22 protein-coding genes and 4 pseudogenes are annotated in these 24,105 nt (G+C 68.7%); 13 read left to right on the top strand and 13 right to left on the bottom strand.

The window, feature by feature from the left end; translation table 11 throughout:
- The first annotated feature begins 269 nt into the window (after positions 1 to 269).
- From ACZ5K7_RS34045 to ACZ5K7_RS34035, 3 genes and pseudogenes are all read left to right on the top strand, one after another.
- Positions 270 to 1,154, top strand: a complete 885-nt coding sequence (locus tag ACZ5K7_RS34045) for an ArsR/SmtB family transcription factor (RefSeq protein ID WP_468919501.1) — start codon at positions 270 to 272, stop codon at positions 1,152 to 1,154.
- 170 nt (positions 1,155 to 1,324) lie between these two features.
- On the top strand, positions 1,325 to 1,888 hold the full coding sequence (locus ACZ5K7_RS34040; protein WP_351710874.1) for an RICIN domain-containing protein: 564 nt from the start codon (positions 1,325 to 1,327) through the stop codon (positions 1,886 to 1,888).
- A 221-nt stretch (positions 1,889 to 2,109) separates the two neighbouring features.
- Positions 2,110 to 2,554 (top strand): annotated as a pseudogene (locus ACZ5K7_RS34035) (transposase); the annotation flags it as partial.
- Between the two features lie 488 nt (positions 2,555 to 3,042).
- Here ACZ5K7_RS34035 and ACZ5K7_RS34030 read toward each other — a convergent pair.
- Positions 3,043 to 3,771: an SDR family oxidoreductase gene (locus tag ACZ5K7_RS34030; protein WP_351710872.1), complete on the bottom strand. Its 729-nt coding sequence runs from the start codon at positions 3,769 to 3,771 to the stop codon at positions 3,043 to 3,045.
- 76 nt (positions 3,772 to 3,847) lie between these two features.
- On the opposite strand from ACZ5K7_RS34030, the gene ACZ5K7_RS34025 reads away from it, so the two are divergent.
- On the top strand, positions 3,848 to 4,225 hold the full coding sequence (locus ACZ5K7_RS34025) for a MerR family transcriptional regulator (RefSeq protein ID WP_468919497.1): 378 nt from the start codon (positions 3,848 to 3,850) through the stop codon (positions 4,223 to 4,225).
- Between the two features lie 297 nt (positions 4,226 to 4,522).
- Here ACZ5K7_RS34025 and ACZ5K7_RS34020 read toward each other — a convergent pair whose 3' ends face one another.
- The 4 genes and pseudogenes from ACZ5K7_RS34020 to ACZ5K7_RS34005 form a co-directional block, all read right to left on the bottom strand.
- On the bottom strand, positions 4,523 to 5,074 hold the full coding sequence (locus tag ACZ5K7_RS34020) for a hypothetical protein (RefSeq protein ID WP_351710868.1): 552 nt from the start codon (positions 5,072 to 5,074) through the stop codon (positions 4,523 to 4,525).
- 11 nt (positions 5,075 to 5,085) lie between these two features.
- Positions 5,086 to 5,496 (bottom strand): annotated as a pseudogene (locus ACZ5K7_RS34015) (transposase); the annotation flags it as partial.
- A gap of 29 nt (positions 5,497 to 5,525) precedes the next feature.
- Positions 5,526 to 5,612 (bottom strand): annotated as a pseudogene (locus ACZ5K7_RS34010) (IS5/IS1182 family transposase); the annotation flags it as partial.
- Between the two features lie 88 nt (positions 5,613 to 5,700).
- Positions 5,701 to 6,351 carry a uridine kinase family protein gene (locus tag ACZ5K7_RS34005; RefSeq protein WP_468919493.1) on the bottom strand — a complete coding sequence of 217 codons (651 nt, stop codon included), beginning with the start codon at positions 6,349 to 6,351 and terminating at the stop codon, positions 5,701 to 5,703.
- 1,466 nt (positions 6,352 to 7,817) lie between these two features.
- On the opposite strand from ACZ5K7_RS34005, the gene ACZ5K7_RS34000 reads away from it, so the two are divergent.
- Together ACZ5K7_RS34000 and ACZ5K7_RS33995 are read left to right on the top strand one after the other, a co-directional pair.
- Positions 7,818 to 8,786 (top strand): cytochrome P450, encoded by a 969-nt coding sequence (locus ACZ5K7_RS34000; RefSeq protein WP_468919736.1) that lies wholly within the window; start codon positions 7,818 to 7,820, stop codon positions 8,784 to 8,786.
- Positions 8,750 to 9,553 carry an SDR family NAD(P)-dependent oxidoreductase gene (locus ACZ5K7_RS33995; protein WP_468919733.1) on the top strand — a complete coding sequence of 268 codons (804 nt, stop codon included), beginning with the start codon at positions 8,750 to 8,752 and terminating at the stop codon, positions 9,551 to 9,553. The genes ACZ5K7_RS34000 and ACZ5K7_RS33995 overlap by 37 nt, the downstream gene beginning before the upstream one ends.
- Positions 9,554 to 9,927: 374 nt before the next feature.
- Here ACZ5K7_RS33995 and ACZ5K7_RS33990 read toward each other — a convergent pair whose 3' ends face one another.
- Positions 9,928 to 10,812 (bottom strand): helix-turn-helix transcriptional regulator, encoded by an 885-nt coding sequence (locus ACZ5K7_RS33990; protein WP_468919490.1) that lies wholly within the window; start codon positions 10,810 to 10,812, stop codon positions 9,928 to 9,930.
- 198 nt (positions 10,813 to 11,010) lie between these two features.
- On the opposite strand from ACZ5K7_RS33990, the gene ACZ5K7_RS33985 reads away from it, so the two are divergent.
- Together ACZ5K7_RS33985 and ACZ5K7_RS33980 are read left to right on the top strand one after the other, a co-directional pair.
- Complete coding sequence (locus tag ACZ5K7_RS33985; RefSeq protein WP_351710858.1) at positions 11,011 to 12,384, top strand: MFS transporter; 1,374 nt, start codon at positions 11,011 to 11,013, stop codon at positions 12,382 to 12,384.
- Positions 12,385 to 13,143: 759 nt separating this feature from the next.
- The gene (locus tag ACZ5K7_RS33980; protein WP_468919486.1) at positions 13,144 to 13,803 is read left to right on the top strand and encodes an SDR family NAD(P)-dependent oxidoreductase; all 660 of its coding nucleotides are present in this window, start codon (positions 13,144 to 13,146) and stop codon (positions 13,801 to 13,803) included.
- 699 nt (positions 13,804 to 14,502) lie between these two features.
- Here the strand turns inward: ACZ5K7_RS33980 and ACZ5K7_RS33975 are convergent.
- Positions 14,503 to 14,943 carry a MarR family winged helix-turn-helix transcriptional regulator gene (locus ACZ5K7_RS33975; protein WP_351710854.1) on the bottom strand — a complete coding sequence of 147 codons (441 nt, stop codon included), beginning with the start codon at positions 14,941 to 14,943 and terminating at the stop codon, positions 14,503 to 14,505.
- A gap of 68 nt (positions 14,944 to 15,011) precedes the next feature.
- Here ACZ5K7_RS33975 and ACZ5K7_RS33970 point away from each other — a divergent pair, with 68 nt between their 5' ends.
- Positions 15,012 to 15,383, top strand: a complete 372-nt coding sequence (locus ACZ5K7_RS33970; RefSeq protein ID WP_468919482.1) for a cupin domain-containing protein — start codon at positions 15,012 to 15,014, stop codon at positions 15,381 to 15,383.
- On the opposite strand, the pseudogene ACZ5K7_RS33965 reads toward ACZ5K7_RS33970, so the two are convergent.
- Both ACZ5K7_RS33965 and ACZ5K7_RS33960 read right to left on the bottom strand, forming a co-directional pair.
- Positions 15,380 to 15,580, bottom strand: a pseudogene (locus tag ACZ5K7_RS33965) (hypothetical protein); the annotation flags it as partial. The gene ACZ5K7_RS33970 and the pseudogene ACZ5K7_RS33965 overlap by 4 nt on opposite strands.
- Before the next feature lie 161 nt (positions 15,581 to 15,741).
- Complete coding sequence (locus ACZ5K7_RS33960; protein WP_468919479.1) at positions 15,742 to 16,386, bottom strand: dihydrofolate reductase family protein; 645 nt, start codon at positions 16,384 to 16,386, stop codon at positions 15,742 to 15,744.
- A 607-nt stretch (positions 16,387 to 16,993) separates the two neighbouring features.
- Between ACZ5K7_RS33960 and ACZ5K7_RS33955 the strand changes: the two genes are divergently transcribed.
- From ACZ5K7_RS33955 to ACZ5K7_RS33940, 4 genes are all read left to right on the top strand, one after another.
- Positions 16,994 to 17,590 carry a hypothetical protein gene (locus tag ACZ5K7_RS33955; RefSeq protein ID WP_468919476.1) on the top strand — a complete coding sequence of 199 codons (597 nt, stop codon included), beginning with the start codon at positions 16,994 to 16,996 and terminating at the stop codon, positions 17,588 to 17,590.
- A 147-nt stretch (positions 17,591 to 17,737) separates the two neighbouring features.
- On the top strand, positions 17,738 to 18,193 hold the full coding sequence (locus ACZ5K7_RS33950) for a DUF1153 domain-containing protein (protein ID WP_351710840.1): 456 nt from the start codon (positions 17,738 to 17,740) through the stop codon (positions 18,191 to 18,193).
- Between the two features lie 152 nt (positions 18,194 to 18,345).
- On the top strand, positions 18,346 to 18,903 hold the full coding sequence (locus tag ACZ5K7_RS33945; protein WP_468919473.1) for a hypothetical protein: 558 nt from the start codon (positions 18,346 to 18,348) through the stop codon (positions 18,901 to 18,903).
- A 147-nt stretch (positions 18,904 to 19,050) separates the two neighbouring features.
- The gene (locus ACZ5K7_RS33940; RefSeq protein WP_468919471.1) at positions 19,051 to 19,176 is read left to right on the top strand and encodes a hypothetical protein; all 126 of its coding nucleotides are present in this window, start codon (positions 19,051 to 19,053) and stop codon (positions 19,174 to 19,176) included.
- Positions 19,177 to 19,249: 73 nt separating this feature from the next.
- Here the strand turns inward: ACZ5K7_RS33940 and ACZ5K7_RS33935 are convergent, their stop codons facing one another.
- The 4 genes from ACZ5K7_RS33935 to ACZ5K7_RS33920 all read right to left on the bottom strand — a co-directional run bounded on the left by ACZ5K7_RS33935 (position 19,250) and on the right by ACZ5K7_RS33920 (position 23,766).
- Entirely contained in the window at positions 19,250 to 19,660 is a 411-nt protein-coding gene (locus ACZ5K7_RS33935) for a nuclear transport factor 2 family protein (RefSeq protein WP_468919730.1), read from the bottom strand.
- Positions 19,661 to 19,942: 282 nt separating this feature from the next.
- Positions 19,943 to 21,349, bottom strand: a complete 1,407-nt coding sequence (locus ACZ5K7_RS33930) for a S53 family peptidase (protein ID WP_468919469.1) — start codon at positions 21,347 to 21,349, stop codon at positions 19,943 to 19,945.
- 15 nt (positions 21,350 to 21,364) lie between these two features.
- Complete coding sequence (locus ACZ5K7_RS33925) at positions 21,365 to 22,354, bottom strand: cytochrome d ubiquinol oxidase subunit II (protein ID WP_450973362.1); 990 nt, start codon at positions 22,352 to 22,354, stop codon at positions 21,365 to 21,367.
- Positions 22,351 to 23,766: a cytochrome ubiquinol oxidase subunit I gene (locus ACZ5K7_RS33920; protein ID WP_351710828.1), complete on the bottom strand. Its 1,416-nt coding sequence runs from the start codon at positions 23,764 to 23,766 to the stop codon at positions 22,351 to 22,353. The genes ACZ5K7_RS33925 and ACZ5K7_RS33920 overlap by 4 nt, the downstream gene beginning before the upstream one ends.
- Positions 23,767 to 24,105: the final 339 nt, after the last annotated feature.

The following is a 24,105-nucleotide window of genomic DNA, read 5'->3' as shown; positions in this document are numbered from 1 at the left end:
GGCCGCGAGTCGCTCCAACCTTCGGGCGCGGTCAGGCGTCGTACAGAACACGATCGCGACTGCGCCCGCGCGCTCAGGCAACAGCGCGCCGGTGACACCGGGCGGCGGGGGCTGCAAACGTTCCCGGCACACCCGATCATGCTCAGCCGTATACGACCGGTGGGGGAACCGTGCTTCGTATTCACTTTGGCAGCGCCGATCTCGGACGATTACGTCTGGCCCCGCAGCCGGACGTCATGTGGGAGACGGTCCTTAGCCTGCATCAGCTCGTGAGCCCAGACCCGTTCTTCGGCCCGTGGAAGCGCGTCGCCTGCCAGGCCCTGGCCACCGCCAGGCTTGAGCAGGACGTCCGGCTGCTGGCGGCAATCGTGCCGATCAGCTCCTACTTTCCCGACTTCCTGACGCCGCCGGGACACACCACCGTCGTCGAGGCGGGCATCGACGTGGCCCTGTCCACGAGCAGACGCCGGCTGCGAACCGAGATCGACCAGCTCGCTCAGAGTCGGTCCCGGCCGTCAGCCCGGCTCGACGCCATCGGGACCGGCAGCCCGCCCGCGCTGCGCGAACTCGGCGCGGCACTGCACCGCTACCATGACACCGCGCTCGCCCCGTACGCTCCCAGCGCGCTGGCGTGCGCCGGCCGGGACACAGCCCGCCGAGCCGAACTGCTCCTGGAACAGGGCAGTGAGGCCATGCTCAACAGCCTCAGACCCGGAATGCGCTGGCGCCCTCCGATCCTGGAGGTCAGCTACCCGGTCAACCGCGACCTCCATCTCGCCGGGCGCGGCCTGTGCCTGATCCCCAGCTTCTTCTGCCACAACCATCCGATCGGCTTGGCCGACCCCGAACTGCCGCCCGTCCTCATCTACCCGGTCGCCCGCGCGCCATTGTGGATCCCGCGGGCCTCAGCGGACAGACCGGGCGGTCAGGGGCTGGAGGAACTGATCGGGCCGACCCGGGCGACCGCGCTGCGCTTTCTCGACACGGGCCACACCACCACCGCGCTCGCGACGCGGCTGTGCGTGTCCGCGTCCACGGCCAGCCGCCACGCCGCCGCGCTACGCCGGGCCGGCCTGGTCGGCACCGAGCGGCTGGGCACATCCGTACTGCACACGCGCACCCGGCTCGGGACCGCGCTGGTGCACGGAACCTGACGCAGGCACGGAACGCCCCGTGAGGCCTCGCTTTTGCCTGTACATGCAATAGGTACGCCCGTGCGGGTGATTTCCGTAGCGTTCCCATTCTCGGGGCCGTTCCACCAGACGTAGGCGTAGCGGTCGTTCCGTACAGCAAGATCCCTGATTTCAATTGGGAGCGTGAGGAAATGACAGTGGAAGTCCGCTGGTTACCACGGGTGATCGCCGTGACGGCCGCCATGACTGCGATGGTGGTCGTCACACCGGTGATCGCCGCGACAGACGCCCATGCGACCGCGGGCGACAAGCAGTACGGATTCCTCAACTACAAATCCGTCCTGGCCGGCACCAACCAGATGATGACGGCATCGAATGCCCGAAACGCCTATCCCGTCATCCTGAACCCAAGTGTCATCGTCGCCGGCGACTACGCCGGCGTTGAACTGTGGAAGGAGACCACCCCCGCGTACAGCCGGTACACGAATGTGCTCACAAAGCTCAACCTTGGCGTCAGCGGGGGAAGTACCGCCGAAAACGCCCAGATCATCGCGGCCACGCCGGACAACTCCGTCAACCAGGACTGGCACATCGAGCACTACCGTCTGTACCCCTCCGACGTTGTCCGGATCATCAACCGCAAGAGCGGAATGTGTATCGGCACCAACGGAGCCGCCGTCACGACCAATACGGTCCTCATCCAGCACACGTGCGACGGTTCGCAGAACCAGGGGTGGTACCAGAAGGACCTCTGATGCCGCCTACGCGCCCGGTCGGGCTCTGCCGGCGGTCTGCGGGCCGGCCGGTCCGGCGCGTAGATGACGAGGCAGCGGTCCTGCGGAAGCCTGCCACCGAGCCGCGGAAGCCGACCACGATTTTCGCCCGCACAGGGGGCCAAAACGTCTGGGCGCCTTGCCGCCCGTTGGATGTACTCCCAGCACACGTGCGGACGGGCCGCTGCTGCCCGTCCGCATCGCGTGCTCACCAACATGGTGCGGGCGTCCGCAAGAAGGGGCCGCAGCTGGCGAACCGGACGATCACGCCCTTGGCCGGTAGCGCGGTGGCCTGACGGCAAAGGCCCATCTGGCCGCCGATGGTCGATGCCGACCATCGGCCTTTGCCCTCACGCCTGGCCAGGCCGGGGAGGCTCCGGCTCTCGCATCCGTCGTGGCTGCCCTGAGGATGCCCCGCCGCCAAGGGCGGCCCCGCGCACGCGGCCGACACTGGTACTGGCAGACCAGGGCGTATTCGTTCCGCGCCATCCGCACCCACCTCAGACGACGAGGGACCCGTGCCGTGAGTCCGATCCCGGCAGACCAGCAGGCCCACCGCGCACGACCTGGCAGCCGCGGCGGCAGGCCACCCGGGTTTGACCGAGAGGTCTACAAGCAGCGGACACCGTCGAGCGGTGCATCAACCGCCGCAGCACCGAACTCCGCCGCTACGCCTCCCCACGTACGGTCCTCCCCGGCCCCCTGCCGGGCTCGACCCTCGGGGGCTTCGTAGGCGTCCTCCGTAAGGCCCCTTCCGGCTTGAGCCAGCCACGTTGCTGCGCAAACTCCGCGTCCACCGACGCCATGCCGCACTCGTAGGTGAGTCCGGGGATCACGTCTCGGAAGGCTCCGGTCACCCCGACACACGCGGTCCGCATTGGTCAGCGCGTCCAGCCGAACCCGTCGAGGACATCGACATCGGCGACCAGGTGATCGCCACCGCCCCACCACCGGCGCGAGTGGCCCACGCGCAGTCACCGCCCTGATCCACATAGACGGGTGCTTCGCCGAGGCCGGCCTGACCATCGGACCCGCCTGATCAGCGACACGGCACCACGAGTTCAACCTCAAGTAGAGGAGTTCGGGAGGCCGATGGAGAAGCAGCCGACCGAAGTCCGTGCGGCCCGAGGGGCCCCTCAGGCTGCCATCAGCGCCGCCAGGGCGCGGTCCATTGCGGCGTTGAACTCTTCCGGCGTCAGCGGCAGACGGGACTTGACGTCCCGACTCCACTGGTCGGCGAGGACCTCGGCGGAGCCCGCCTCAACACCGTCGAGCGCCGCGTCGGCCAGGTCCGACGGAGCGATCTTGTCCACGGGCCAGCCCGCCGCCATGTCGGTGTCGGCCAGGCCGAGGTGTACCGCTGTGACGAGCGTGCCCTGCTCGGCGAGCTCCAGGCGGACGCCGTTGGTCATGGCCCAGGCGGCGGCCTTGGTCAGGTGGTAGGCATTTGCGCCCTTGCCCCCGAACCACGACATGGCGGAGAGGACGTTGACGATCGCGCCCCCGCCGTTCCTGGCGAGCGCCGGCGCGAACTCCCGGATCATTCCCAGGTGGCCGAACATGTTGGTCTCCAGCTCGTGCCGCACCGCGTCCAGCGAACCGGTCACCAGGTCGGTCCCCGTATTGATTCCCGCGTTGTTGATGAGTAGCGAGACGTCCGGGGCGGCCTCGGCGGCGGCCCTCACGGATGCGGGATCGGCGATGTCGAGGGGCAGCACCTCGACCCCGGGCAGGTCCACGGTCTCCGGTCGGCGGGCCGTCGCGTAGACCTTGCGGGCGCCCCGTTCGAGCAGGCGCTGGGCGAAGGCGCGGCCCAGGCCGCGGTTGGCTCCGGTGACAAGGGCAACTGAGTTGTTGATATCCATGGCCGGTACGCTAAAACCTGACGCTAACGTCAGAGGCAAGTGCTGATCGTCAGGGCCAGGGGTGAGAGGAATCACCATGACTGTCACAGTGGCCGCAGCCGAGCGGTTGATCCGCATCGGCGAGGTGGCACGAGGTGCCGGCGTCTCAGTGCGCGCCGTGCGCTACTACGAGCAGCAAGGGCTGCTCGTCGCGGAGCGCAGCCCGTCCGGCCAGCGCCTGTACCGGCAGGACGCCATCCCCCTGGTCCGCTTCTTCCAGCAGATGTTCGCCGCCGGGCTCACCAGCCGAAGGATCACCGAACTCCTGCCGTGCTGGGACTCCGGGCACACCGACGCCGAGCAACGAGCCATGCTGCGAGCCGAGCGCGAGCGTATCCAGGCCAAGATCGACGACATGCAGGCCGCCCTGGACCACCTCGACAAGGTCATCGCGATCACGGACACGCACCCGTAGGCGCGGCCAGCCAGACGTCTCATCACGATCCAACCTCGCTGGCTTGGTTGGGGCGATGAGGAGTCGTTGAGGGGGACTTTTGTCGGCCGGCCGACGCGATTTTCGGTGTTCGGACAGGGCGGAGACCAGCGCGGTGGTCTGGTTCTCCAGGGTCTTTCCGGTCGTAGGCCGTCAGGGTGTGCCGTTCAGCCGGCAGGACGATGTAGTGCGGCCATGCGAGGGAAGGCCTTGACCCCTGATGCCGGACACACCACGAGTTCAACCTCAGTAGCCGTTCCAAGACGTCGTTGCCATTGGTCAGCTCTCCTGCCGTTGCCCCAGCAGGCGGGCCTGTTCCTTCTTCAGCGCGGAGAATCCCTGACGCGCGTAGGCGGCGAGCTCCTCGCTGGGGAACGACACCACCGAGAGGTGCTGGTCGTGGTTTCCCTGCGCCCACCGGGCAGCTGTGATCTCGTAGCCCGACACATGCGCGCACAGCTGGAGCAGAAGCGGCGGCATCTCTGGTTCGCTCAACAGGTCCGCGTGCTTGATGACCAGGTCGCGCATGGCCTGGATGTTCGGCAGAAAGACGGTAGTCACCCACAGCCGCCACTCGGTGAGCTCTTCTGGAGTGGGCGGGGTCTCATGTACGAACGGTGACGTTCCGCCAGGGCGAGCGTGACGTTCCAGGAACGCACCGAAGGTGCGGCTGTTGGCTTCCGTAAGGGCGAACAGGGGCCCATAGAAGTCGCTGAGCTGGCGATTCACGCGGGCCAGGTGTTCTTGCCGCTGCGACAGGCGCAGGCCGTTGAGGTAGGTGACAACATAGCCGACGAACGCCAGCCCAATGGTGACGACCACTGCGATCATGAGGGGCGATGCTAGCGAGCAGGGCGTCCCCTCGTTAGACGGCCGTAGCAGATAAGGGTTGCTGCGATGCCTGCGAAAGCCAGGAAGTGTTCGGCCTTACGCTCGTGGCGGCGGTGGAGTCTGCGGATCGCGCCGGGCCAGCTGACCGTCCGTTCGACGGTCCAGCGGTGTCGGCCGAGCCGGGCCGAGGAGTCAACGCCCTTACGGGCTGTCCGGGGCACGATGCGGCGGCTGCGGAGCCATCGACGCAGGTGGTCGTAGTCGTATCCCTTGTCCGCATGGAGCTTGGCGGGACGGCGTCGTCGGGGGCCGCGGCGGGAGCGGATGGGCGGTATACCCCGCACCAGCGGCTCAAGTCCCAGACTGTCATGGGTGTTTGTGGCGGAGATCCCACCGTTGACCACGATGGTCCGAATGCTTCCGGTGTCTGTCTCCACGTACAGCCGGAGGCCGCCACGAACAAGATCGCGGCCAGTATGTTCCGGTCGCCGTACCGCCGCCGGCCGCCTCCTTGGGGTCGTACGTGCGCAGCTGGCACAACCCGCTCGAACAACTCCCACAGCCTGTCAGGGACCAGACGCTCCACGATCGTCACGCCCGAACACTGGCGATCGAACCAACGACGTCTAAGGGCTGGTCGGCGGGGCGACGACCAACTCGGTGTCCGGGTCGTGGTCGATCTGCGGAGGGCCGGCGACGATCATGGTGGCTCGGGCCCACGGCTGTTCTTGCAGCATGAACGGCACTTCCTCCAGCAGCCAGTTCACCACGTGCTCCCGCTGCCGGGGAGAGTCGCCGTCGCGGACGGCCAACAAGCGCTCCTGCTCATCGAGGTCGCCCTGCATCCACACCGAGGCGTCCAACCACGAGGCAAGCCCTTCGCGGATGATGCCGGTGCCCTCGACCCAGATGAAGTCCGCGCTCGCGGGGACGGTGATCGATCCGGGCCGTTCGTGGGCGATCCAGGGAGCAGGGCGGAAGTCCACCGCCTCGCCCCGGTGCAGGGGTTGCAGGATGTTCTCGATGAGTACGGCACCCCAGTCGAAGTAGGCGTGGTTCCAGGCGATGTCGTCGGTGTGCAGGATGGCGGAGTTGGGCACCACCTTGCGCAGCCGCTCGGCCAAGGTCGTCTTGCCGGCACCGCCCCGGCCGTCGATCGCGATCAACCGCGGACGTCCGAGAACGTCGGGGGACGCGTCGCGCAGCTGCCGGACGGCGTCGAGCACGGTCACCACCCGCCAGCCAACGGCCTCGGTCTCGCCTGGACGCAGACGCATCGACAACCTGCCTCCGGAAATAAGCACACGGGTCCGGCCTGCTGCGACGGTCCACCGATCGCCTGACCTTATCGACGTCATGGTCGAGAGGTCACATCCGTGCCGAGCGGCGACACCCGATCCCCTTCACCGGCCTCGTGTCAGCCGCGGGGTGCTCCTCCTGCCATGAGAATGGTCGCCCGCACGCCCGCCTGTCGATGTGCCTGGCAACAGGCTGCGCCCGCCCACACAGTGGATTCCCACATCGGCCCTTGCCAGGGCGCCGCACTCCTCAGCATGACGTGCGATATCCGTCCAGATTTGCTTCACAAAATAACTTCCGGCGCCTACTGTCCCACGGGCGTGTCACACAACTCGGCGTGACGCCCGGCGTCATGCAGGCATGGGACTCCGCGACCGCGACCCACCCCCGCGGAATTCAAACAGTGGCTTGACAGCCCACACCACCACCCCCTAATCTCAATCGAGTGTTTGAATTACTAAGTGCGGGAGAAACCGTCGCGCCCGCGTCAGCCACCCTGGACGGTCCTCCCATCGCCGCCGCGCCGGCACAGGCACAACCTCGCAGCCGTCCGGCGCGACCACCACGTAGCGGAGGGCAAGAGCACAGACATCAAGGGCCTGTTGGGGCATCGAACTGTCCGTCCAGAGCACATTCCAAGGGCCGCCACAGTCACCGGCCGGAACCGCCAAGCCGAACGGCGCGCAGATCGACGTCCCGACCGCCGACCTCTGGTATCCACACAGCGGCAAGGTCAAGACGTTCAACTGCCTCGTCGGGTACCCGACCATGAACCAGCAGCTGAGCGTCGACAGGGGCTGGACCTCGGCGGCCAGCACGCACTGAACCACTCCCCCACCGGGCGCCGCCCCCGCGCGCTACCGACCACCCATCACCCCCCAACGCTCGACCGCCAGACCGGCGCGACCGAGCCACGCGGCGTACCCGGCGGCGAGACACGGTCACCCCGCAGCGTTCCGTTACCGCCTCTCGCAATTGCGCTGCCATGCGAGACGTTTTGAGACATTTCAAGTGATGCGCCGCTGACGAGATCGCGGCAGGTGGATCTAGCGCGTCCCGCCGAACAGTCGCATTACACATGCACACATGGCGGGGCGCAATTCTCTGGAATTGAGTTTCGTCAATAAATTCTCCGAGTTCCGGAAACAAACAAAGGCGATCAATGTTTTTTGGCGAAGAAACTTCGGCTCCTCCGGTGCCCGGGGGGCGGGGACAGGGATGCCCCTTCGGCTTCACCCCGGAGACAGCCCAGACGCAGACCGAGGCTCCGGGGGCCAAGGTGGCCTGCCCGACCGGCATCGACGCTTGGCTGATCACCCGGTATGCCGACGTCCGCGAGGTGTTCGCCGACACCGCACGGTTCAGCTCCCAGCCCGGATCCATCGCCCATCTCGTCCGCGGCCTGAACCCCGACGCCCCCATTGTCGAGGGCGACTTCCCACGTATGGACGGTGCCGAGCACCTGCGGCTCCGCCGTGCCATCGCCCCCGAACTGTCCCCCCGACAGCTTGACGCACTTCGCCCCGCCGTCCAGCGGATCGTCGACGACCTGATCGACGAGCTGGCAACGGCTCCGGGCCCCGCCGACTTCTGCACTCAGCTGATCACGCCGGTCACGACCCAGGTCATTGCCAGACTGCTCGACGTTCCGTACGCCGACCGCGGAGTCTTCCAGAAGACCGCCATGACCCTGTTTGATACCACGACCAGTGAAGACGAGGTCATCAAGGTCGGATTGCCGCTCTTCGAGTACCTGCTGAAGCTCGTACAAGACCGACGGGGCAATCCTGGCGAGGACCTCCTCAGCCGGATCATCGCCCGCGGAGAGCGGACTGAACGGCCTTTCACCGACACCGAGTTGGTCATGACGAGCGCCGCCCTGCTGGTAGGCGGCTTCGCCAGCACGGATACCATCGCCGCCTGCGGGCTGCTCGCCCTGTTCCAGCAGCCGACCCAGCTGGACCGGCTGCGCGCGGAACCCGAACAGGCTGGCAACGCTGTCGAGGAGTTGATCCGCTTCGGCACCAGCAGCCTCCCCGGAAGCGTCCTGCGCAGGGCCACCGAGGACACTCACATCGCGGGCCAGGCGGTGGCGGCCGGCGACTATGTTGTCGCGGTCGTGCAGACCGCCAACCGGGAAGAGGCCCTGGTGCCCGACCCCGACGTGCTGGACATCGGGCGGAAACCCGTGCCGCATCTCGGATTCGGCCATGGTCCGCACCAGTGCGTAGGGCAGCAACTCGCCCGTCTGGAGCTGAAAGCGGTCTTCGAGACACTGTTGCGCCGAATACCCACCATTCGCCCGGCCCTCCCGCTCGAGCAGATCGTCTTCAAGGAAGACTCGGTCGTGCCGGGTCCGGCGGCCCTTCCGATCACCTGGGACGCCGTCCTGCCCGCCCGGGAGACCCAGTGACACTGCCCGTGGCCCTGGTGACAGGGGCCTCCTCCGGCATCGGGGCATGTGTCGCTGACCGGCTCGCGGCGAGCGGCCGGTGGCGGCTGGTGCTCAACGGCCGTGACGGGGAACGGCTTTCCCAGGTCGCCGACCGCACGGGCGGACTCACCCTGCCCATGGAACTCGACTCCATCGGCGGAGCGGAGAAGCTGGCAGCCGCCACGATCGATCTGGTCGGCGAGGTGGACCTGCTGGTCGCCAACGCCGGAATCGGCTGGGCCGGGGCCTTCATCGACACCCCGCCCGAGATGATCGACCGGCTCCTCGCGGTTAACCTCCTCGCCCCTCTGCACCTGTCCCGGGCCCTGCTGCCGGGCATGGTGCGGCGCGGACGCGGGCATCTGGTGTTCGTCTCCTCGATCGCGGGGTGCGTCGCCGTGGGCGGGGAAGCCGTGTACTCCGCCACGAAAGCGGGGCTCAACGCCTTCGCCGAAAGCCTTCGCTACGAGGTCGGCGCCGCAGCCAGCAGCGGTGCGGGCAGTGATGTGAGAGTCTCCGTCGTCGTGCCCGGCGCCGTGGACACCCCGTTCTTCGAACGCCGGGGAAGCCCGTACACACGCGGGTTCCCTGATCTGATTCCGCCTGACCAGGTTGCTGAGACCGTCGTCCGTGCGGTCGGCCGGCGTCAGGATGAGTCCTTTGCCCCCGGCTGGATGCGACTCCCCGCCCGCCTGCACGGTGCCGCCCCAGCCCTTTTCCGGCGCCTGGCCGCCCGGTTCGCGTGAGACCTTCGCTTCACGGCCCCATGCTCGTTCGCCAGGAACGCCGGGGACGCCAGGAAGCCCAGCAGGCCGGGCCCCGTATGGCTGATCAGTACGTCCACTCCGCACGTGCGGTCCCGCGCGGGCGAGCGGAAGTAGAGGCGCATGCTGTCGTCACCGGTGATGACTGCGCCGCCGAGCAACGGCCACGAACCCGATGGCTGCCGGCACCTGCCCGTTCCCGAACCGGCGTCGGCCATCGCCGTGGGGCCGTACCGGAACTGCCGGGAGCACCCGCTGAAACGCCTCCCACAGCCCGTCCTGAACCAGCCGCTCCACCATCGCCGTCACGACCGCCGGCCTGGTGAGCGGGCCAGTTGAGACGATCTCCCAGGCGCTTACGGCGCGGGCCGCGCGTGGGGGGTCCGACCAACCAACACGGCGAGACGTCGTTCGGTCTCAGAATCGGCCGGGGTAAAGACCTGCAGTCGGTGGCCCGACCGTGGTGCCAGCCAGGTGTTGGAGACCTCGAAGTGGAGCTCACCGACGATGGCGTTGCGAATCGTCCGCACTCCGGAGTCCTCCACCTGAGCAACCGTGTGACGGTCCCATAGTTCGGCGAACTCCGGGGACACCGCCCGAAGCCGGGACACGAGGTTCCGCCACAGGGGGTCACCGACGTGTTCGGCCATGGCGACTCGTAGGTTGGCGACCATGCGCGCGGCGGTGGCTTCCCAGTTGACGATGCTCTCCCGCCAAGCCGGGTGGGTGAAGGTCAACCACACGCAGTTGCGCTGTTCTCTGGGAACCTCGTCCAGGTCGGTGAGCAGCAAGCGGAGTGCGGTGTTGTAGGCCAGCAGGTCGTACTTGCCGCCTTGCACACAGGCGGGATACGGATCCAGCTTGGCCAGCACGGCGCGCATCTGCGGTGTGACGGCGTCGCACTCCGTTGTCGTGGTGGGATCCGGGGCGCCGGCCAGAGCGAACAGGTGACTTCGCTCGTCATGGTCGAGTTGCAATGTCCGTGACAGCGCATCGAGTACCTGATCGGAAACCCTGATGTCGCGTCCCTGCTCGAGCCATGTGTACCAGGTCGTACTCATCCCGCTCAGTTGCGCGACCTCTTCCCGGCGCAGGCCCGGCGTGCGGCGGCGGCCGGTGTGGATCACTCCGGCTTGCTGGGGCGTGAGGCGCTCTCGTCGGCTCCGGAGAAACTCAGCCAATTCTGCGCGCCGCAAGCTGCCGCGATCCTCGGGGCCGGCAGACGGTATCGCTGTCGCCATCCTCGCTGGTCCTTCCAGGCTGGTAGAGGCACTACCAGTATAAATGGTTGCTGGCTGCTAGGTTCGGCCCTGCCTACCGTCGACGCCATGCGCACCGTCGTCCACCGCCGCACCGACCCCCAGGCCACCAGGAACCTCCGTCTGAAGAGCCGCCTGACCAGCGACCACGGCACCCGCGACCTGGGTCCTGCCGGGATCATGGTTCTGCTCATCGGCGTGTTCATGCCCCAGGCTGACTACTTCATCGTCAACGTCGCCCTCCCCACGATCGACCAGTCGCTCCACGCATCCTCCGGAGCCCTCGAGCTGATCGTGGCCGGCTACGGCACTGTCTACGCAGCGCTGCTCGTCGTCGGCGGCCGCCTCGGCGACATGCTCGGCCGACGCCGCGTCTTCGCGATCGGCCTCGCCGGCTTTACGACCGCCTCACTGGCCTGCGGGATGGCCCCGGACGTGTGGTTCCTGCTCGGCGCGCGTCTCCTGCAAGGCGCCTCCGCGGCACTCATCGTCCCCCAGGTCCTGGCCACCTTCCATGCCACACTCCAAGGGGCCGAACTGCACCGCGCGCAGAGCCTCTATGGTGCAGCCGCCGGGCTGGCCATCGCTGTCGGCCAGATCGCCGGCGGACTCCTGGTCACCATCGACATCGCCGGCACCACATGGCGACCGATCTTCTGGGTCAACGTCCCCATCGGTCTCGCCACGCTCATCGCCGTCCCACGATTCGTGCCTCCGACACGCTCCAAGCGCCCCGCGACCATCGACACCCGCGGAACTCTGCTCTTCGCTGCCACGCTCGTCGCTCTGCTCGTGCCCCTCGCCGAAGGCCAAACCATCGGGTGGCCGGCGTGGACCTGGATTCTCCTCGCCTGCGCACCCGTCCTCGCGTTCATCACCCTCGTTTTCGAGCGTCGCTTCGAGAGCAGCGGTGGAGTCCCGTTGCTGCCCCCGTCCCTCCTGAGAACCCGGTCGATGCGCCGAGGACTGCTCCTACAGCTCCTGTTCATGCTCGGCTACGGCGCGCTCATGTTCGTGTTCGCGCTCACGGTGCAAAACGGGCTGCACGCCGACCCGCTTCGAAGTGGCCTCGCCATCGTGCCCATGGCCGTCGCCTTCTTCGTCGGCTCGCTCCTCAGTCCCAAGGCCGTCAGACGGTTCGGTGGCCGTATGACGGTCGCTCTCGGAGCAACAGTGAACGGGATCGGGCTGATCGGCCTGGTCGTCGTCGTGACCGACATGTGGCCACACGTCAGCCTGCTCTCCCTGGCCCCTGCTCTGGCCGTGGTCGGGTCCGGCCAAGCCCTCGTGTTCGGATCGCTGTTCCGCCTCGTACTGTCCGACGTTCCGCTCCATCACGCCGGTGTCGGTGGAGGGGTGCTCGTCACCATCCAGCAAAGCGGTCTTGCCCTCGGCGTCGCCACGATCGGCACGCTCTACCTCGGCCTTGAGAACCACGGCATCTCTCAAGCCTTCGCCGCCGCCGGTGCCGCTCAAATCGCCATCATGGCTGTCCTCGCGCTCGCCAGCCGTGCCATGCCGCCATCGGCCTCCCGCTCGCCGGAGGCCGAGTAGCAGGTGGTAGCGGGATGCGGTGTCGGCCGTGGGTCGGACGACCGGTCGGGACGGGGATCCGAATGTCTTCAGAGCATGGTCGTGAACCAATCGGTACCTCGATGAGCTGGGGGTTTTCTCGGCGTCGTGGCGGCGGGCGGGGTCTGCTGGGCAGCCGTCCGGCAGTGAAGCAGGTCGTGGAGGTGCGGTTCATACCGTCGGTGATCGCGTTGCTGCGACATCGCGAGCGACGGGCCCGGGAAGATCTGGATGCCTCGTCGGAGCGGCTGCGCGAGGCGTCGGAGCGTGTGGCCGTCTGCCACCAGTGCTCGGGCTGCGCCCGGGCCGGCCGAAAGGAGGTGTCGTGGGCGCTGGCCGAGCAGGGCGAGGCCGTGGCCGGGGCGCGGGAAGCGGAGGCGCGGGAACCGGAAGCGCGGGAACCGGAGGCGCGGGAACCGGAGGCGCTTGCGACGCCGCCCTCTTCGGCGGCTTCGCAGGCGGCCGAGCCGGGCCCGGACGCGGCGGCCGACGCCTCGGACTGGCCGGTAGTGCCGACGGCTCCGCCCGCGGGCCGGCCTAGGTCACCGCCGTCGGCTTCGGAACCGTCCTTCCGGCCTGACCACCGCACCAACGCCGGCCGTAAAAGCGGAACAAGCTCATCCCCCGGGCTGTTGGCTGCTACGTCGGACCAGACTCCGCCAGGCTCGCCCGCCCTGGTGGGGACATCGGTCGACGCACTGTCGAGCCCCATATCAACATTCGGTAGAAGGAGTAGAGATCATGTCCAAGGGATCCGCGCTTGTCATCGGAGTCGGCCCCGGCCTCGGCCTGGCCCTTGCTGAGGCCTTCGCCAGGGACGGCCACTCTGTGGGGCTGTTCGGGCGCGACGCGGCGCGCCTGGACAAGTACGCGTCTGAGCTGACCGCTGAGGGCCGCACAGCGCGCGCCTACTCGGTTGATGCGGCCGATCCCGAAGGCTTGGAGGCTGCGCTCACGCGTGCCGCAGACGAGCTCGGGGCGCCGGAAGTGCTCGTGTACAACGCGGCTATGATGAGCCCTGACACGCCAACCGAGCTGGACGCACGGGAGTTTGCACACATCCTCGCGGTCAACGTCACCGGAGCCGTCGTCGCGGCCCGGACGGTCCTCCCGCTCCTGCGTGAGGGCCGAGGGAGCCTGCTGTTCACCGGTGGTGGTTTGGCTCTGGACCCGTCGCCCGCATTCACGTCTCTGTCGGTGAGCAAGGCGTCGCTGCGGGCATACGTCCAGTCTCTCCACAAGCAGCAGCAAGGCTCCGGCGTGCACGTGACCACCGTGACGATCGGTGGCGCCATCGGTGGTGACAACCCTCGTTTTTCTCCCGAGAATCTGGCCGCAGCCTACCTGAACCTGCATCAGCAGCCGCAGGACCAGTGGCAGGACGAACTCCTCTACACCTGATTGCGTGAAGCCGGTTACGAGATCGGGGACAACTGGGCCATGACGTAGGAACGGCTGCAGTGGTCGAAGAGGTGATGAAGCGTGGCTGGGCCGTACGGCCTGGCCCCGCTGCGCCTGTCCGTCATCCCCATTGCAGCCTTCTGCCCTCCAGATGGAGCGTTTTCGCGTTCCTACGTCCGTCGATACCGGAGCCGACGGCATTCACGTAAACCGTCAGGCCAATGCCGCATCAACCAGGCTTTGCCGGACTGGCTCCTCCAGCACGGCACGGCCAGGTTCCTGCCGGATGGGCTCGACACGGCCGGTCATCATCTCCTGACGGCGGAGAACGAAGCCGGCGAGGCGGCGGGGAACACATGGGTCGGCCCGGATCCCAACCAGGCTTCGGGCAGCGCGAGTTCCTCGTGACCGTACGACGTCGATGTCCCGCCGCCCGGCGCGACCGTGCGGCCGGTCTACGGCGCCCGCACCCTCGCGGCCACCTTCAGGCCATTCAGACGTCTCGGGCATGGATCCGCCATCCTCGCGTCCGCTGAGGCACTCATCGCCGGCGAGGGCATGACGGCGCTGGGCCTCGATGTCCCTGCGCGCGAGCACGCTCCGTACGAGGCGGGCATTCAGCCTGTCTGACTGAGGGTGCCTCGCGCCGGCAGACGGTCCGCTCACGGCCGACTGTCTCCAGGTCGGTGGGCCATCGGCTCACCAGGCAGGGCGGATCGGCCCCGGCGGCGTGAGTTGTGTCAGGTCGGCGACGAGTTCGCTGAAGCGCTCCTCACCCAGTGCTTCTCGCCACGGTGTGACGGCGGCCCGGGCCGCCTGGTCAGCCGCGCGCGTGGCGGCCCACCCGGTCTCGGTCAGTGCCAGGAGGCGGGCGCGGGCATCGCGCGGGTGTGGATGCCGCTCCACGTATCCCTTTCGGACCAGCTCCTCGACCAACTGGGCGGCGGCCTGCTTGGTCACCCCCAGGTGCTCGGCCAGGTCGGCCGCGGTGGCGCCGCCCATCGAGATGCGGACGAAGGCGAAGCCGTGTGCAGGTCGTAGGTCCTCGAATCCCTGTTGGGACACGCCGGTGTGGATTTCCTGCACCAGGTGTCCGGAAAGTGCCAGCACGAGTGCGGAGAAGGCCAGGGCGTCGTCCATGGGCTTGACTATAACTCGTCAACCAGCTTGTCTATCTAGACAAGCTGGTTGTCTAGATGGGGGCTGACATGTTCATCCGCAGCGACGAGGCCGTCGTACATGAGGTTCACGGTGGCCGTTTCGTTTCCTACGTCCGCCCGGACACCGGCAGCCGGGACCTCGCCGCCTGGCGCGTCGAGATCCCGACCGGCATGGTGGGGCCAGCTCACACGATCAGCGACGAGGAGACGTTCTACGTCCTCTCCGGTCGCCTCCGACTCACCATCGACGGCGAGAGCGCCGAACTCCGCGCAGGTGACGCGGCGGTGGCACCTGCGGGCTCGGAACTGGCGGTCGCCAACACCAGCGACCAGGCCGCCCACATGTGGGTCACCACACGGGTCGGGCTCACCGCCAAACTGGCTGACGGCAGCACCATGACACCGCCCTGGGCTCACTAGTGTGCTGGTGACCGCGCAGGTTCGCCGGATTGGGTCAGGCGGAGGCTGTGGAGCGGGCGTCCTCCCCAGTGGTTGCCCTTCTCACTTCGGATGCGGGCCCGTTCCTTGCGTTCGGCGGCCAGGACGTCGCTGTGTCGGGCGCGGGCGTCGCGCCGTCGCAGACAGACGTGCAGTGCCCGGGTCGGCACTGTGTGGTGACTGAGCCGGCGGGGACGGCCCCCCGCCCACTCACCCACCGACCACCGCGAAGTACTCGCCGTCCGGCGCAGGGAACGCGCCCGCATCCGTGACGGAAGGGCATCCGACGGGACGGACGCCCCCCTCGCGGACGCAGCCACAACCCGTGTGGGCCCTCGCGTCACCTCCGCCAGAACAGGTGGTGCCGCACGCCGCTCGGGCTGGGCACGACCTCCAGGTGGAACCGGTCGAGCAGTTCGTCGGGTGACTCCCATAGCCGTAGTCCGGACCCGAGTTCCATCGGCGAGACCGCCACATGCATGGTGTCGACGAGGTCAGCCTCAAGGAACTGCCGGATGGTGGTGACCCCACCGCCGAGTCGGACGTCCATGCCCTGTGCCGCTTCGCGCGCCCGAGCGAGGACCTCGGCCGGGTCGCCGTCCACGAAGTGGAACGTGGTGTCGGAGAGCGTGAACGACGGACGCTCGTGGTGGGTCATGACGAACACCGGCGTACGGAACGGGGGTTCCTTCTCCCACCAGCCGCACCACTCATGGTCCTGCCAGGGCCCACGCTGGGGCCCGAACTTGTTGCGCCCCATGATCTCGGCACCGATGTTGCGTGCGAAGTCTCGCGTGAAGTAGTCGTCCAGGCCCCGGCTCCCCCCGGGATCCGTACGCATGGGCCAGCTCGCGGTGGCTCCGGCCCAGGCGAACAGCGACCCGGCATGATCGAGGCCGAACGGCCGCTCGAGACTCTGGTTCTCACCCGCACCGATCCCGTCACCCGAGACGTTGAAGTTCATGACTCTCAGCAGTTGATCCACGTGTTTCCTCGCCTGGTCCTGTCGCGTCATCGTGCGGCGGGACGCCGCACATCATGACGTCGATCGGAACGTGGCCGGATCGACAGCGGGCCACAACTTTTCCCAGGGCGCGTCGGTAAGCAGCCCCGTCCGCGGCGCGGCTGTGGCCGACGCGGACGGCTTCGAGGTGGCCGCCGTGACCACTCACACACGTCGCAACGGACGTCACCACCCGCCCGACCGTTCCCACCGCCGCCCCGGGGGACCGTCCCGGTCGGAGCATCGGCGCAGCGCTCGCGCGCGTGCTCGGCGCGGTGTCCCAGGACCATCGCACGGCACCCCTTTACGCGCACTAGCCGATTTATCCCTCCGGGTCAAGCCACGACCCCTCGGAACGTGACCGCGCGGTGTCCGCAGGGCCTACTTGAAGTGCGGGCCTCGCCGGAGAGGGAATCCGGAAACAAACGAGGCAGGTCGGCAGGACGGAAATCCTCACAGAGGTTCTCCTCTTTCACCGAAACCGCGAATTGTCCCCGGTATGACTGTCCGGGGAAAGCGGTCCGCCAGTCATCGTCCGGGATTTCCGGGGCAGCCAGAAAAGGCCCCCAGTATCGATAGGAGAGAACCCATGACCCGTAACTTTCACACCCCCAGCGACGTCCGTTCCAAGCGCCGAGGTTTCCGCCTCGCGGCACTCGCCGCCTCGGCTGCGGTCATCACCGGGGGCATCGTCCTTCCCGCGTCCGCCGCGACGGCCGCTCCGATGCCTGCCTCGCAGGTCGTGAGCTTCGTCCACGGCGGCGGCGCCGGCGGTGACGGAGGTGCCGGAGGCGGCGGCTTCATCGGCGGCGGCGGGGGCTCCGGCGGCTCCGGCGGCGGCAGTGTCCTGGGCATCGGCGGCGACGGAGGCAAGGGCGGCAAGGGCGGCGACGGCGTCCTGTCCGGTGGCGGTGGTGGCGGCGGCGGTGGCGGCGGTGACGGTGTCGTCGGCGGCAACGGAGGCACCGGCGGGGGCGGAGGCACCGGCCTGTTCGGCGGCAGCGCCGGCTCCGGCGGCACCGGCGGCGACGGCATCCTCAAGGGCGGCAACGGAGGCAAGGGCGGCAACGGAGGCTTCGGCGTCTTCCAGGGCGGCAGCGGCGGCAAGGGCGGCGCGGGCGGGCTCGGCGTCCTCTTCGGCGGCCTGGGCGGCGGCGGTGGCGCCGGCGGCGGCAGCATCTTCTGACCGCCTCTCCCGGGTCGGGGACGGAGGCCCGCGCGGCCTCCGTCCCCCGGCCCCCACGCCCGCACCCCATTGACCGGTGTGCGCAGCCGGGCGACCGGCGCAGCACCCGCAGAACCACAGTCCTGATCAAGGAAACGGAGAGCCCTCATGTCCACAACTCGCTGGCAGCGTCCGCTCGTCCTGGCGGTGGCCTCGGTGGCCCTGGCCACCGGCACCGCGTGTGCCGCCCAGGCGGCGCCGGGTGCCACCACAGGCACCAGCCACACGGCCCCGGCCGACCCGTACCACTGCGGCCAGGGTGGTGAAGGCGGGAAGGGCGGGGAAGGCGGCAAGGGCGGTGCGCCCGGTCAGCCGGGAGAGCCCGGCAAGCCCGGCCGGATCGGCTGCTTCACGTTCGGTGACCTGCCCGACAAGCCCAAGTCTCACCTCACCGGCACGGACAAGATACGGATCATGCTGACCGTGGAATCCGGGCAGGCGAAGAAGGCCGACGTCATCAAGAAGTACAAGATTTCCGAGAAGGAGTTCGGCAGCTGGGACAAGCAGTTCCGCGACGGGGACTGGGCCGCACTGGCGGCACTCAATTCCCTCTTCGGCTCCTGAAGGACCTTCCCCGACGCCTCGGCCCGGTGTGGGCCGGGGCGTTCCTGTCAAGCCCCGAATTCCCGGGCCGTGACGACGAGACCCATGGCCGGGTTTATTCGTGACAGCGGACACCGCGGTACGGGAAACAACTCTCTGGAAAGAGGAATGCCATGCGTACGCGTTCTTGGAAGGTGCGTCTCGGTCTCACGGTCTCGACCGCCCTGACCGCCGCCGTCGCGGCCGGCGTCGGCGCGCCGGCCGCGATGGCGGCACCGGCGCCGCAGAGCCATACGGCCATGGCGGCCGCCCGGCATCTTCCCGCTGACAGCGCCCGGCCGGGCGGCGGCAGCCTGTTCGGCAGCGGACGGTTCGGCGACATCAAGGGGAGCAACGGCAGTGTGCGGATCGGCGACCGGGTGTGCGCGGGCAACTGCAACGCAACCGTCAACGGGAGCAATGGCGGCCAGGGCGGGATCTGCGCCGGACTGTGCAACGGGAGCGCCAACGGCGGCACCGGTACGACCGGCGCGCCGGGTCGCCAGGGCGGCACCGGCGGCACGGGCGGGATCTGCGCCGGGATCTGCTCCGGCAGCGCCAACGGCGGCACCGGCGGTACGGGCGGAGCCGCGGCGGGCACTGGCGACGGCGGCCGCGGCGGCACGGGCGGTCGCGGCGGGATCTGCCTGGGGCTCGGCTGCGGAAGCGGCGGCCCGGGCGGCACCCGCTGATGGACCATGCGTCCGCGGCCCTGCCACGCACGCCGACGTGCGCGTCAAAGCGGTGGGCGAGCAGCTCGCAGCCGCGCACCCCGCGGCAGGCCCGCACGATCCACGGCAGGGAACGCTCCTCACAAGGTGCCGGGATAAGGTCCACGCGTGGAACGGATCCTGGTGGTGGGCGTCACCGGCCCGGGCAAATCCACCCTCGCCCAAACTCTGAGCAGCCGTCTGCGCCGCTTCCGCCGCCCCCATGACACGACGGCCTGGCTGACAACCCTCTGACTCCGTACCCCCGTCACCGGCTGACCGACACGCGGCCGAGCCGGAATGAGGCGAGGGAAAGATCCGCGCCGCTTCAGGAGGGTTGGCGGACTTCGCTGACGATGGTGTAGAGCTCGATGATGACGCCGTCCTTGCAGTGGGCGATGTCCATTCCGGTCGCGACCGGCGGTTGGCCGGCCGGACCGTACTGGAAGCCGAGGTGACCGAGGTCGTCGTTGACGGAGATGGGGCCGTCGGGACGGAAGACCCAGTCCGGGGTCTGCGCACGAAGCTCTGCGGCGCGCTCGGCGAGGGCCTCGCGGCCTCGGACGACGCGGTCGGGTTCGTGCCAGACGACGTCTCGGCGTAGGTCTGGGCGATGGCCGCGCTGCGGCGCTCGAAATCCGGCTCGTTGAAGACGTCGAGGAGGTTCCGGCGCATCAGGTCGGCGACGGTGTTGTTCCTGGCGGTCCTTCGGGTCGCGCCGACCGGGACCACCGGTCAGGCGTGCCGGCAGGGGGCCGGGAAATGCCTTGTCGACTCTGGTTGCGAGGCTTCGATGAGCGGCACGACAGCGACCTCATGGGCCTCCGCCTGCGCGGCTCGGGGGTTTGGTGAGTGACCCGGCCCGGACGATGCGTCGGTCAGCGGGCGGCGGCCCACCAGCCGGCCGATAAGTCGCTGCACGACGCACGGTGGAGCGGTGCAGGCCGGCGTCACGGCGGTGAACGGGGCACGCGGCGCGGTGGAAGCGGCTTCCGCCTGCCGCCGTCGTGGGCTGCGCGGTTCAGCCGGCGGCCGCTGAGACGAGTTGCGGTACGAAGGCCGATCCGTCGACCGTGCCGAGTCCCGAAGCCATGTCGTAGCCCTTGACCGCCTGGTACCCGTCCGGGCCGTTGTTGCCGATGGTGATGTCGACGATGCCGCCGCCGGGAACGGACTCCAGCCGGTACATCGGGCCGTGCAGGGCGCCGAGCCGGGCTCCCGCCCTCTGGTCGGCGAGCGCGATCATCGCCGCGAACATGGGAGCCGCCTCACTGGTGCCGCCGGCCGGCAGCCAACCGGCGCCCGCCGGCAGGAAACCCTGGTAGACCAGGGTGCCACCGGAGGCCGAACCGTCCATGCAGATATCGGGTGTGCCGCGCCGGGTACCGACCCGGTCCCCGACTCCGTCCTGGTAGGCGGGACGGGGGAAGGTCTGGGAGGGGCCGCCGCCGGTCGCGCCGAAACGGTCGTTCCAGACGGTGTCCGGGCCGGTCCGCCGGCCCCGGTCGTCGAGGTGGAGCCGGGACGCACCGAGGGAGATGACGCTGGGGTCGGACGCGGGCCAGGACACCGACCTGACCCGTTCGCCGTGCGGACCGACAGGCGGGGCGGCACCGGAGTCACCCGCGCTGGCGACCAGCGTGACGCCGTCGGCCACGACCCGGGCCAGCAGACCGCTGAACCGCGTGAGATCCCGGGCGGGCAGGCCGCTGTTTCCGGCTGCCGAATACTCCTCCACACCGAAACTGATCGAGATCGCGTCCGGATGATGCCGCGTCACGCTGTCGGCGATGCCGTCGAGGATCAGTTCGGCGCCCAACAAGGCGCCCTCGGCGGCCTGCCCGGTTGTCTGCGCGGTGGGAGCGGCGGGAGGACCGGGACGGTAGACAGCGGCGGGCAGCCCGATCTGGGTGACGACGATCTTCGCGTCGGGGGCGACCATGTGGACCATCTGCACGTCCAGGGTGGCCTCCATGGCGACGTCGGCCATCTGGGAGTTCTTGGGGTCGAACGGGGCGATGTGCCCGGCCGGGTCGTAGCGGTCGACCGTCAGGTCGGGAGCCGGCAGCTTCATCGCCCGGCTGAAGGTCTCCAGATCCTTCCCGAGCGTGTCCGGAACCACCTGTTCATAGACCACGACCGTACGGCCCTTGCCGCTCAGCCCCGAGGAGTTGAGCTTGTCGATGCCGTAGGCCGTACGGACCAGATCGGGCGTGTAGCAGGGCGAACCGAGCACCTTGCGGCACTCGGCGACAGTCGGCACCCGTGGAAAGGGATGCACGGTCGCGGACGGGGAGGCACTCGCCGGCGCCGTCCGCCGGAGCGTCTGGGCACCGCTGCCGCCACTGCCCGCGCAGCCCACGGCGCTCAGCACGACAAGGGCCGCGCAGGCAGCGGCCCGGGGACCCGGGCGGTGGGTGGTCGTCACGACTGTGCCTCTCTGTCAGCCGAGTTTGCGCCGCAGTTGCAGGATGTAGAGCAGCAGGAGCGACGGCGCGACCAGGACCGCCGCCACGCAGGAGACCGCGAACAACTGCCACAGGGTGGCCGACGGGGACGCCGCCTGATGGATGGTCAGGTGCGTGCCCAGGAGGTAGGGATACTGCGCGACCCCCCAGCCCGCCACGACCGCGGCGATCGCGATGGCCGCAAGGGTACGGACGACGGGCGAGCTGCCCCTGCGCAGCAGAAGCAGCGCGGCCAGACCGCACACGGCGGAGACGACCAGCAGCGGCGCGCCGACCCGGCTCAGCTGGTGGAACAGCCGCGGAGCGTCCGTACGCAGGATGAACACGCCGGCCAGCGCCACCAGTCCCGCGACGACGCCGGCCCCGATGGCGCGGGTTCGGAACGCCGTTTCCAGAGAGGACTGCGCCCGGCGCCGGGCCTGTCCGGTGAGGAACACGGCGGCAAGGTAGGCACAGACGGTGACGGCGAGTACGCCGCCGAGAACGGAGGTGGGATTGAGCCAGCTGGACAGCGGGGCTCCGTGGCCCGCCGCGGGGACACGGCCGGAGGCGATCGCGCCGGCGACGGCGCCGAAGAAGAAGGGTGTGACCACCGACGAAGAGGCGAAGACGACACCGGCAACGGCCTCGCCCCGGCCGCCCGCCAGCGCATGGCGGAAGGCGAAACCGGCGCCCCGCACCACGATACCCAGCGCTGCCAACCCGAGGGGAATGTAGAGCGTGGTGGTGATGGCCGTGTACGCCTGCGGAAATCCCGTCCAGATCATCACCAGGATGAAGACCAGCCATGTGTGGTTGGCCTCCCACACCGGGCTGATGGAAAGGTTGATCAACTCCCTCATGGGGCGGCCGCGGCGACGGCCCCCGGCTGTCAGATCCCAGAATCCGGCCCCGAAGTCGGCTCCCCCGAAAAGGGCGTAGGCGATCACGCCGACGAACAGCACCACGGCGGTCAGCGTGCTCATACGTCATCAGCTCCGAACCCGCGCTCGCTCGCCGCCGGCACCGGCTCCGGACCGTAGGGGACCGCGACGGCCTCGGTACCCTCACGCAACCAGCGACGATGCATCGCCCGCAGGACGAGCACCGCGCCCGTCCCGACACAGAGGTAGATCGCGAGGACCGTGGCGAACAGCGGCCACAGATTGCCCACCGTGGTGACCGCGTCCCTGGTCAGCAGGAGCCCCACGACTGTCCACGGCTGCCGGCCGACCTCCGTCACCACCCAGCCGCTCCACAACGACAGGAGCGCGAGCAGTCCGCACACCGACGCACCGCGCAGGAACCAGCGGTTCACCGGGACCTCGCGACGCCGCCACCACAGCCAGCCGAACCACAGCGCCATCAGCAACAGCAGCGAGGCGGTTCCGACCATGACGTCGAACGCGAGGTGCACGACGCTCACCACCTCGTCGTCGGGGCGCACGGCCGGAGGGATGGCGCCGAGGCCCTTGATCGTGGTGGACGGCCTGAAGCCCGCGAGGATCGACGCCACGTCCGGAAGGGGGATGCCGTAACGGACCTTGCCGTCGACGAAGATGCCGCCGAGCGTCTCGGGGATGTGGTCACCGGTCTCGGGGACCATTTCGATGATGGCGAACTTGGCGGGCTCCCTGTTGAAGACCTGGCGGGCGATCGTGTCGCCGACCAGGAACTGCAAGGGCATGGCGATCGACCCGACCGTGAACGGCACGAGGAACCCGAGTTGGTGGTAGCGGTCCCGGCGGCCTTTGAGCAGGCCCCACGCGTACACCCCCGCGACCAAGAATCCGGCGACGATGTAGGCCGCCAGGAGCATGTGCACCATCTCCCACCAGAAGGCGCCGTTGAAGAACACCTTGGACGGGAACACCTGCACGACACGCCCGTGGCTGACGACGATGCCCGCCGGCTGGTTCATCCAGCTGTTCGCCGCGATGACGGAGGCTGTTCCGCCGACACTCGCCAGGGTCACCGCCACGCCGGTGAAGAAGTGCGGCCACGCTGGAAGCCTCTTCCAGCCGTAGATGTAAATGGCCACGAACACGGCTTCCAGGAAGAAGAAAAGCCCCTCGTAGGCGAACGGGAACCCGAACGCCGCCCCGTACCGGCCCATGAGCCCGGGCCACAACAGCCCCAACTCGAAGGAGAGCACCGTACCCGACACCGCCCCGACCGCGAACAGCACGGCAGCCACCTTCGACCAGCGTTGCGCGAGAAGCAGCGCCTCGTGATCGTCACGGCGCAGCGCCCGGTAGTGGCAGACCAGCATCATGAAGGTGAATGCGACGCCGAACGGCACCAGAACGACGTGGAAGCCCAGAGTGAACGCCATCTGCTCACGTGCGGGGAGAAGCTGTGGCGGGTCGGCGGCTGCCAGCAGCGCGGACAACAGCATGAATTCTCTTTCCGGCTCGGACAGCGGCGGACGACTCGCGCGTCAGTCACGTGCTCACCGCCGTGGGGAATCAGGCAGAACAGACACGGAAGCTTCGTCGAAGCTGGTCACCGTACGCGGACACGCTGGTCGCCCGCGGCGGCCGGAGGACTCACGCCCATGTCATTCGAAACCTCCACGGCCCCTACCTCTAGGCAGTCCGGAATCACGCGAGGACGGATCTCGCGCATGCTAGTAAGCGCCTGAGGCCCCACTCGCCGAAACGCCCGGCGACGCCACCGTGTCCCCCGTTGGTGCCATCTCACGAGTGCCAATCAGCCGAAACGGCCAGGCATATCC

Source organism: Streptomyces sp. NPDC031497, from assembly GCF_055580905.1.
This window is presented reverse-complemented; position numbering and strand designations above follow the sequence as displayed.

Coding starts and splice junctions, on each gene's coding strand:
- ACZ5K7_RS34040 (WP_351710874.1), top strand. CDS start 1,325: ATGACAGTGGAAGTCCGCTGGTTACCACGGGTGATCGCCGTGACGGCC.
- ACZ5K7_RS34030 (WP_351710872.1), bottom strand. CDS start 3,771: ATGGATATCAACAACTCAGTTGCCCTTGTCACCGGAGCCAACCGCGGC.
- ACZ5K7_RS34025 (WP_468919497.1), top strand. CDS start 3,848: ATGACTGTCACAGTGGCCGCAGCCGAGCGGTTGATCCGCATCGGCGAG.
- ACZ5K7_RS34020 (WP_351710868.1), bottom strand. CDS start 5,074: ATGATCGCAGTGGTCGTCACCATTGGGCTGGCGTTCGTCGGCTATGTT.
- ACZ5K7_RS34005 (WP_468919493.1), bottom strand. CDS start 6,351: ATGCGTCTGCGTCCAGGCGAGACCGAGGCCGTTGGCTGGCGGGTGGTG.
- ACZ5K7_RS34000 (WP_468919736.1), top strand. CDS start 7,818: ATGGACGGTGCCGAGCACCTGCGGCTCCGCCGTGCCATCGCCCCCGAA.
- ACZ5K7_RS33990 (WP_468919490.1), bottom strand. CDS start 10,812: ATGGCGACAGCGATACCGTCTGCCGGCCCCGAGGATCGCGGCAGCTTG.
- ACZ5K7_RS33985 (WP_351710858.1), top strand. CDS start 11,011: ATGGTTCTGCTCATCGGCGTGTTCATGCCCCAGGCTGACTACTTCATC.
- ACZ5K7_RS33980 (WP_468919486.1), top strand. CDS start 13,144: ATGTCCAAGGGATCCGCGCTTGTCATCGGAGTCGGCCCCGGCCTCGGC.
- ACZ5K7_RS33975 (WP_351710854.1), bottom strand. CDS start 14,943: ATGGACGACGCCCTGGCCTTCTCCGCACTCGTGCTGGCACTTTCCGGA.
- ACZ5K7_RS33970 (WP_468919482.1), top strand. CDS start 15,012: ATGTTCATCCGCAGCGACGAGGCCGTCGTACATGAGGTTCACGGTGGC.
- ACZ5K7_RS33955 (WP_468919476.1), top strand. CDS start 16,994: ATGACCCGTAACTTTCACACCCCCAGCGACGTCCGTTCCAAGCGCCGA.
- ACZ5K7_RS33950 (WP_351710840.1), top strand. CDS start 17,738: ATGTCCACAACTCGCTGGCAGCGTCCGCTCGTCCTGGCGGTGGCCTCG.
- ACZ5K7_RS33945 (WP_468919473.1), top strand. CDS start 18,346: ATGCGTACGCGTTCTTGGAAGGTGCGTCTCGGTCTCACGGTCTCGACC.
- ACZ5K7_RS33925 (WP_450973362.1), bottom strand. CDS start 22,354: ATGAGCACGCTGACCGCCGTGGTGCTGTTCGTCGGCGTGATCGCCTAC.
- ACZ5K7_RS33920 (WP_351710828.1), bottom strand. CDS start 23,766: ATGCTGTTGTCCGCGCTGCTGGCAGCCGCCGACCCGCCACAGCTTCTC.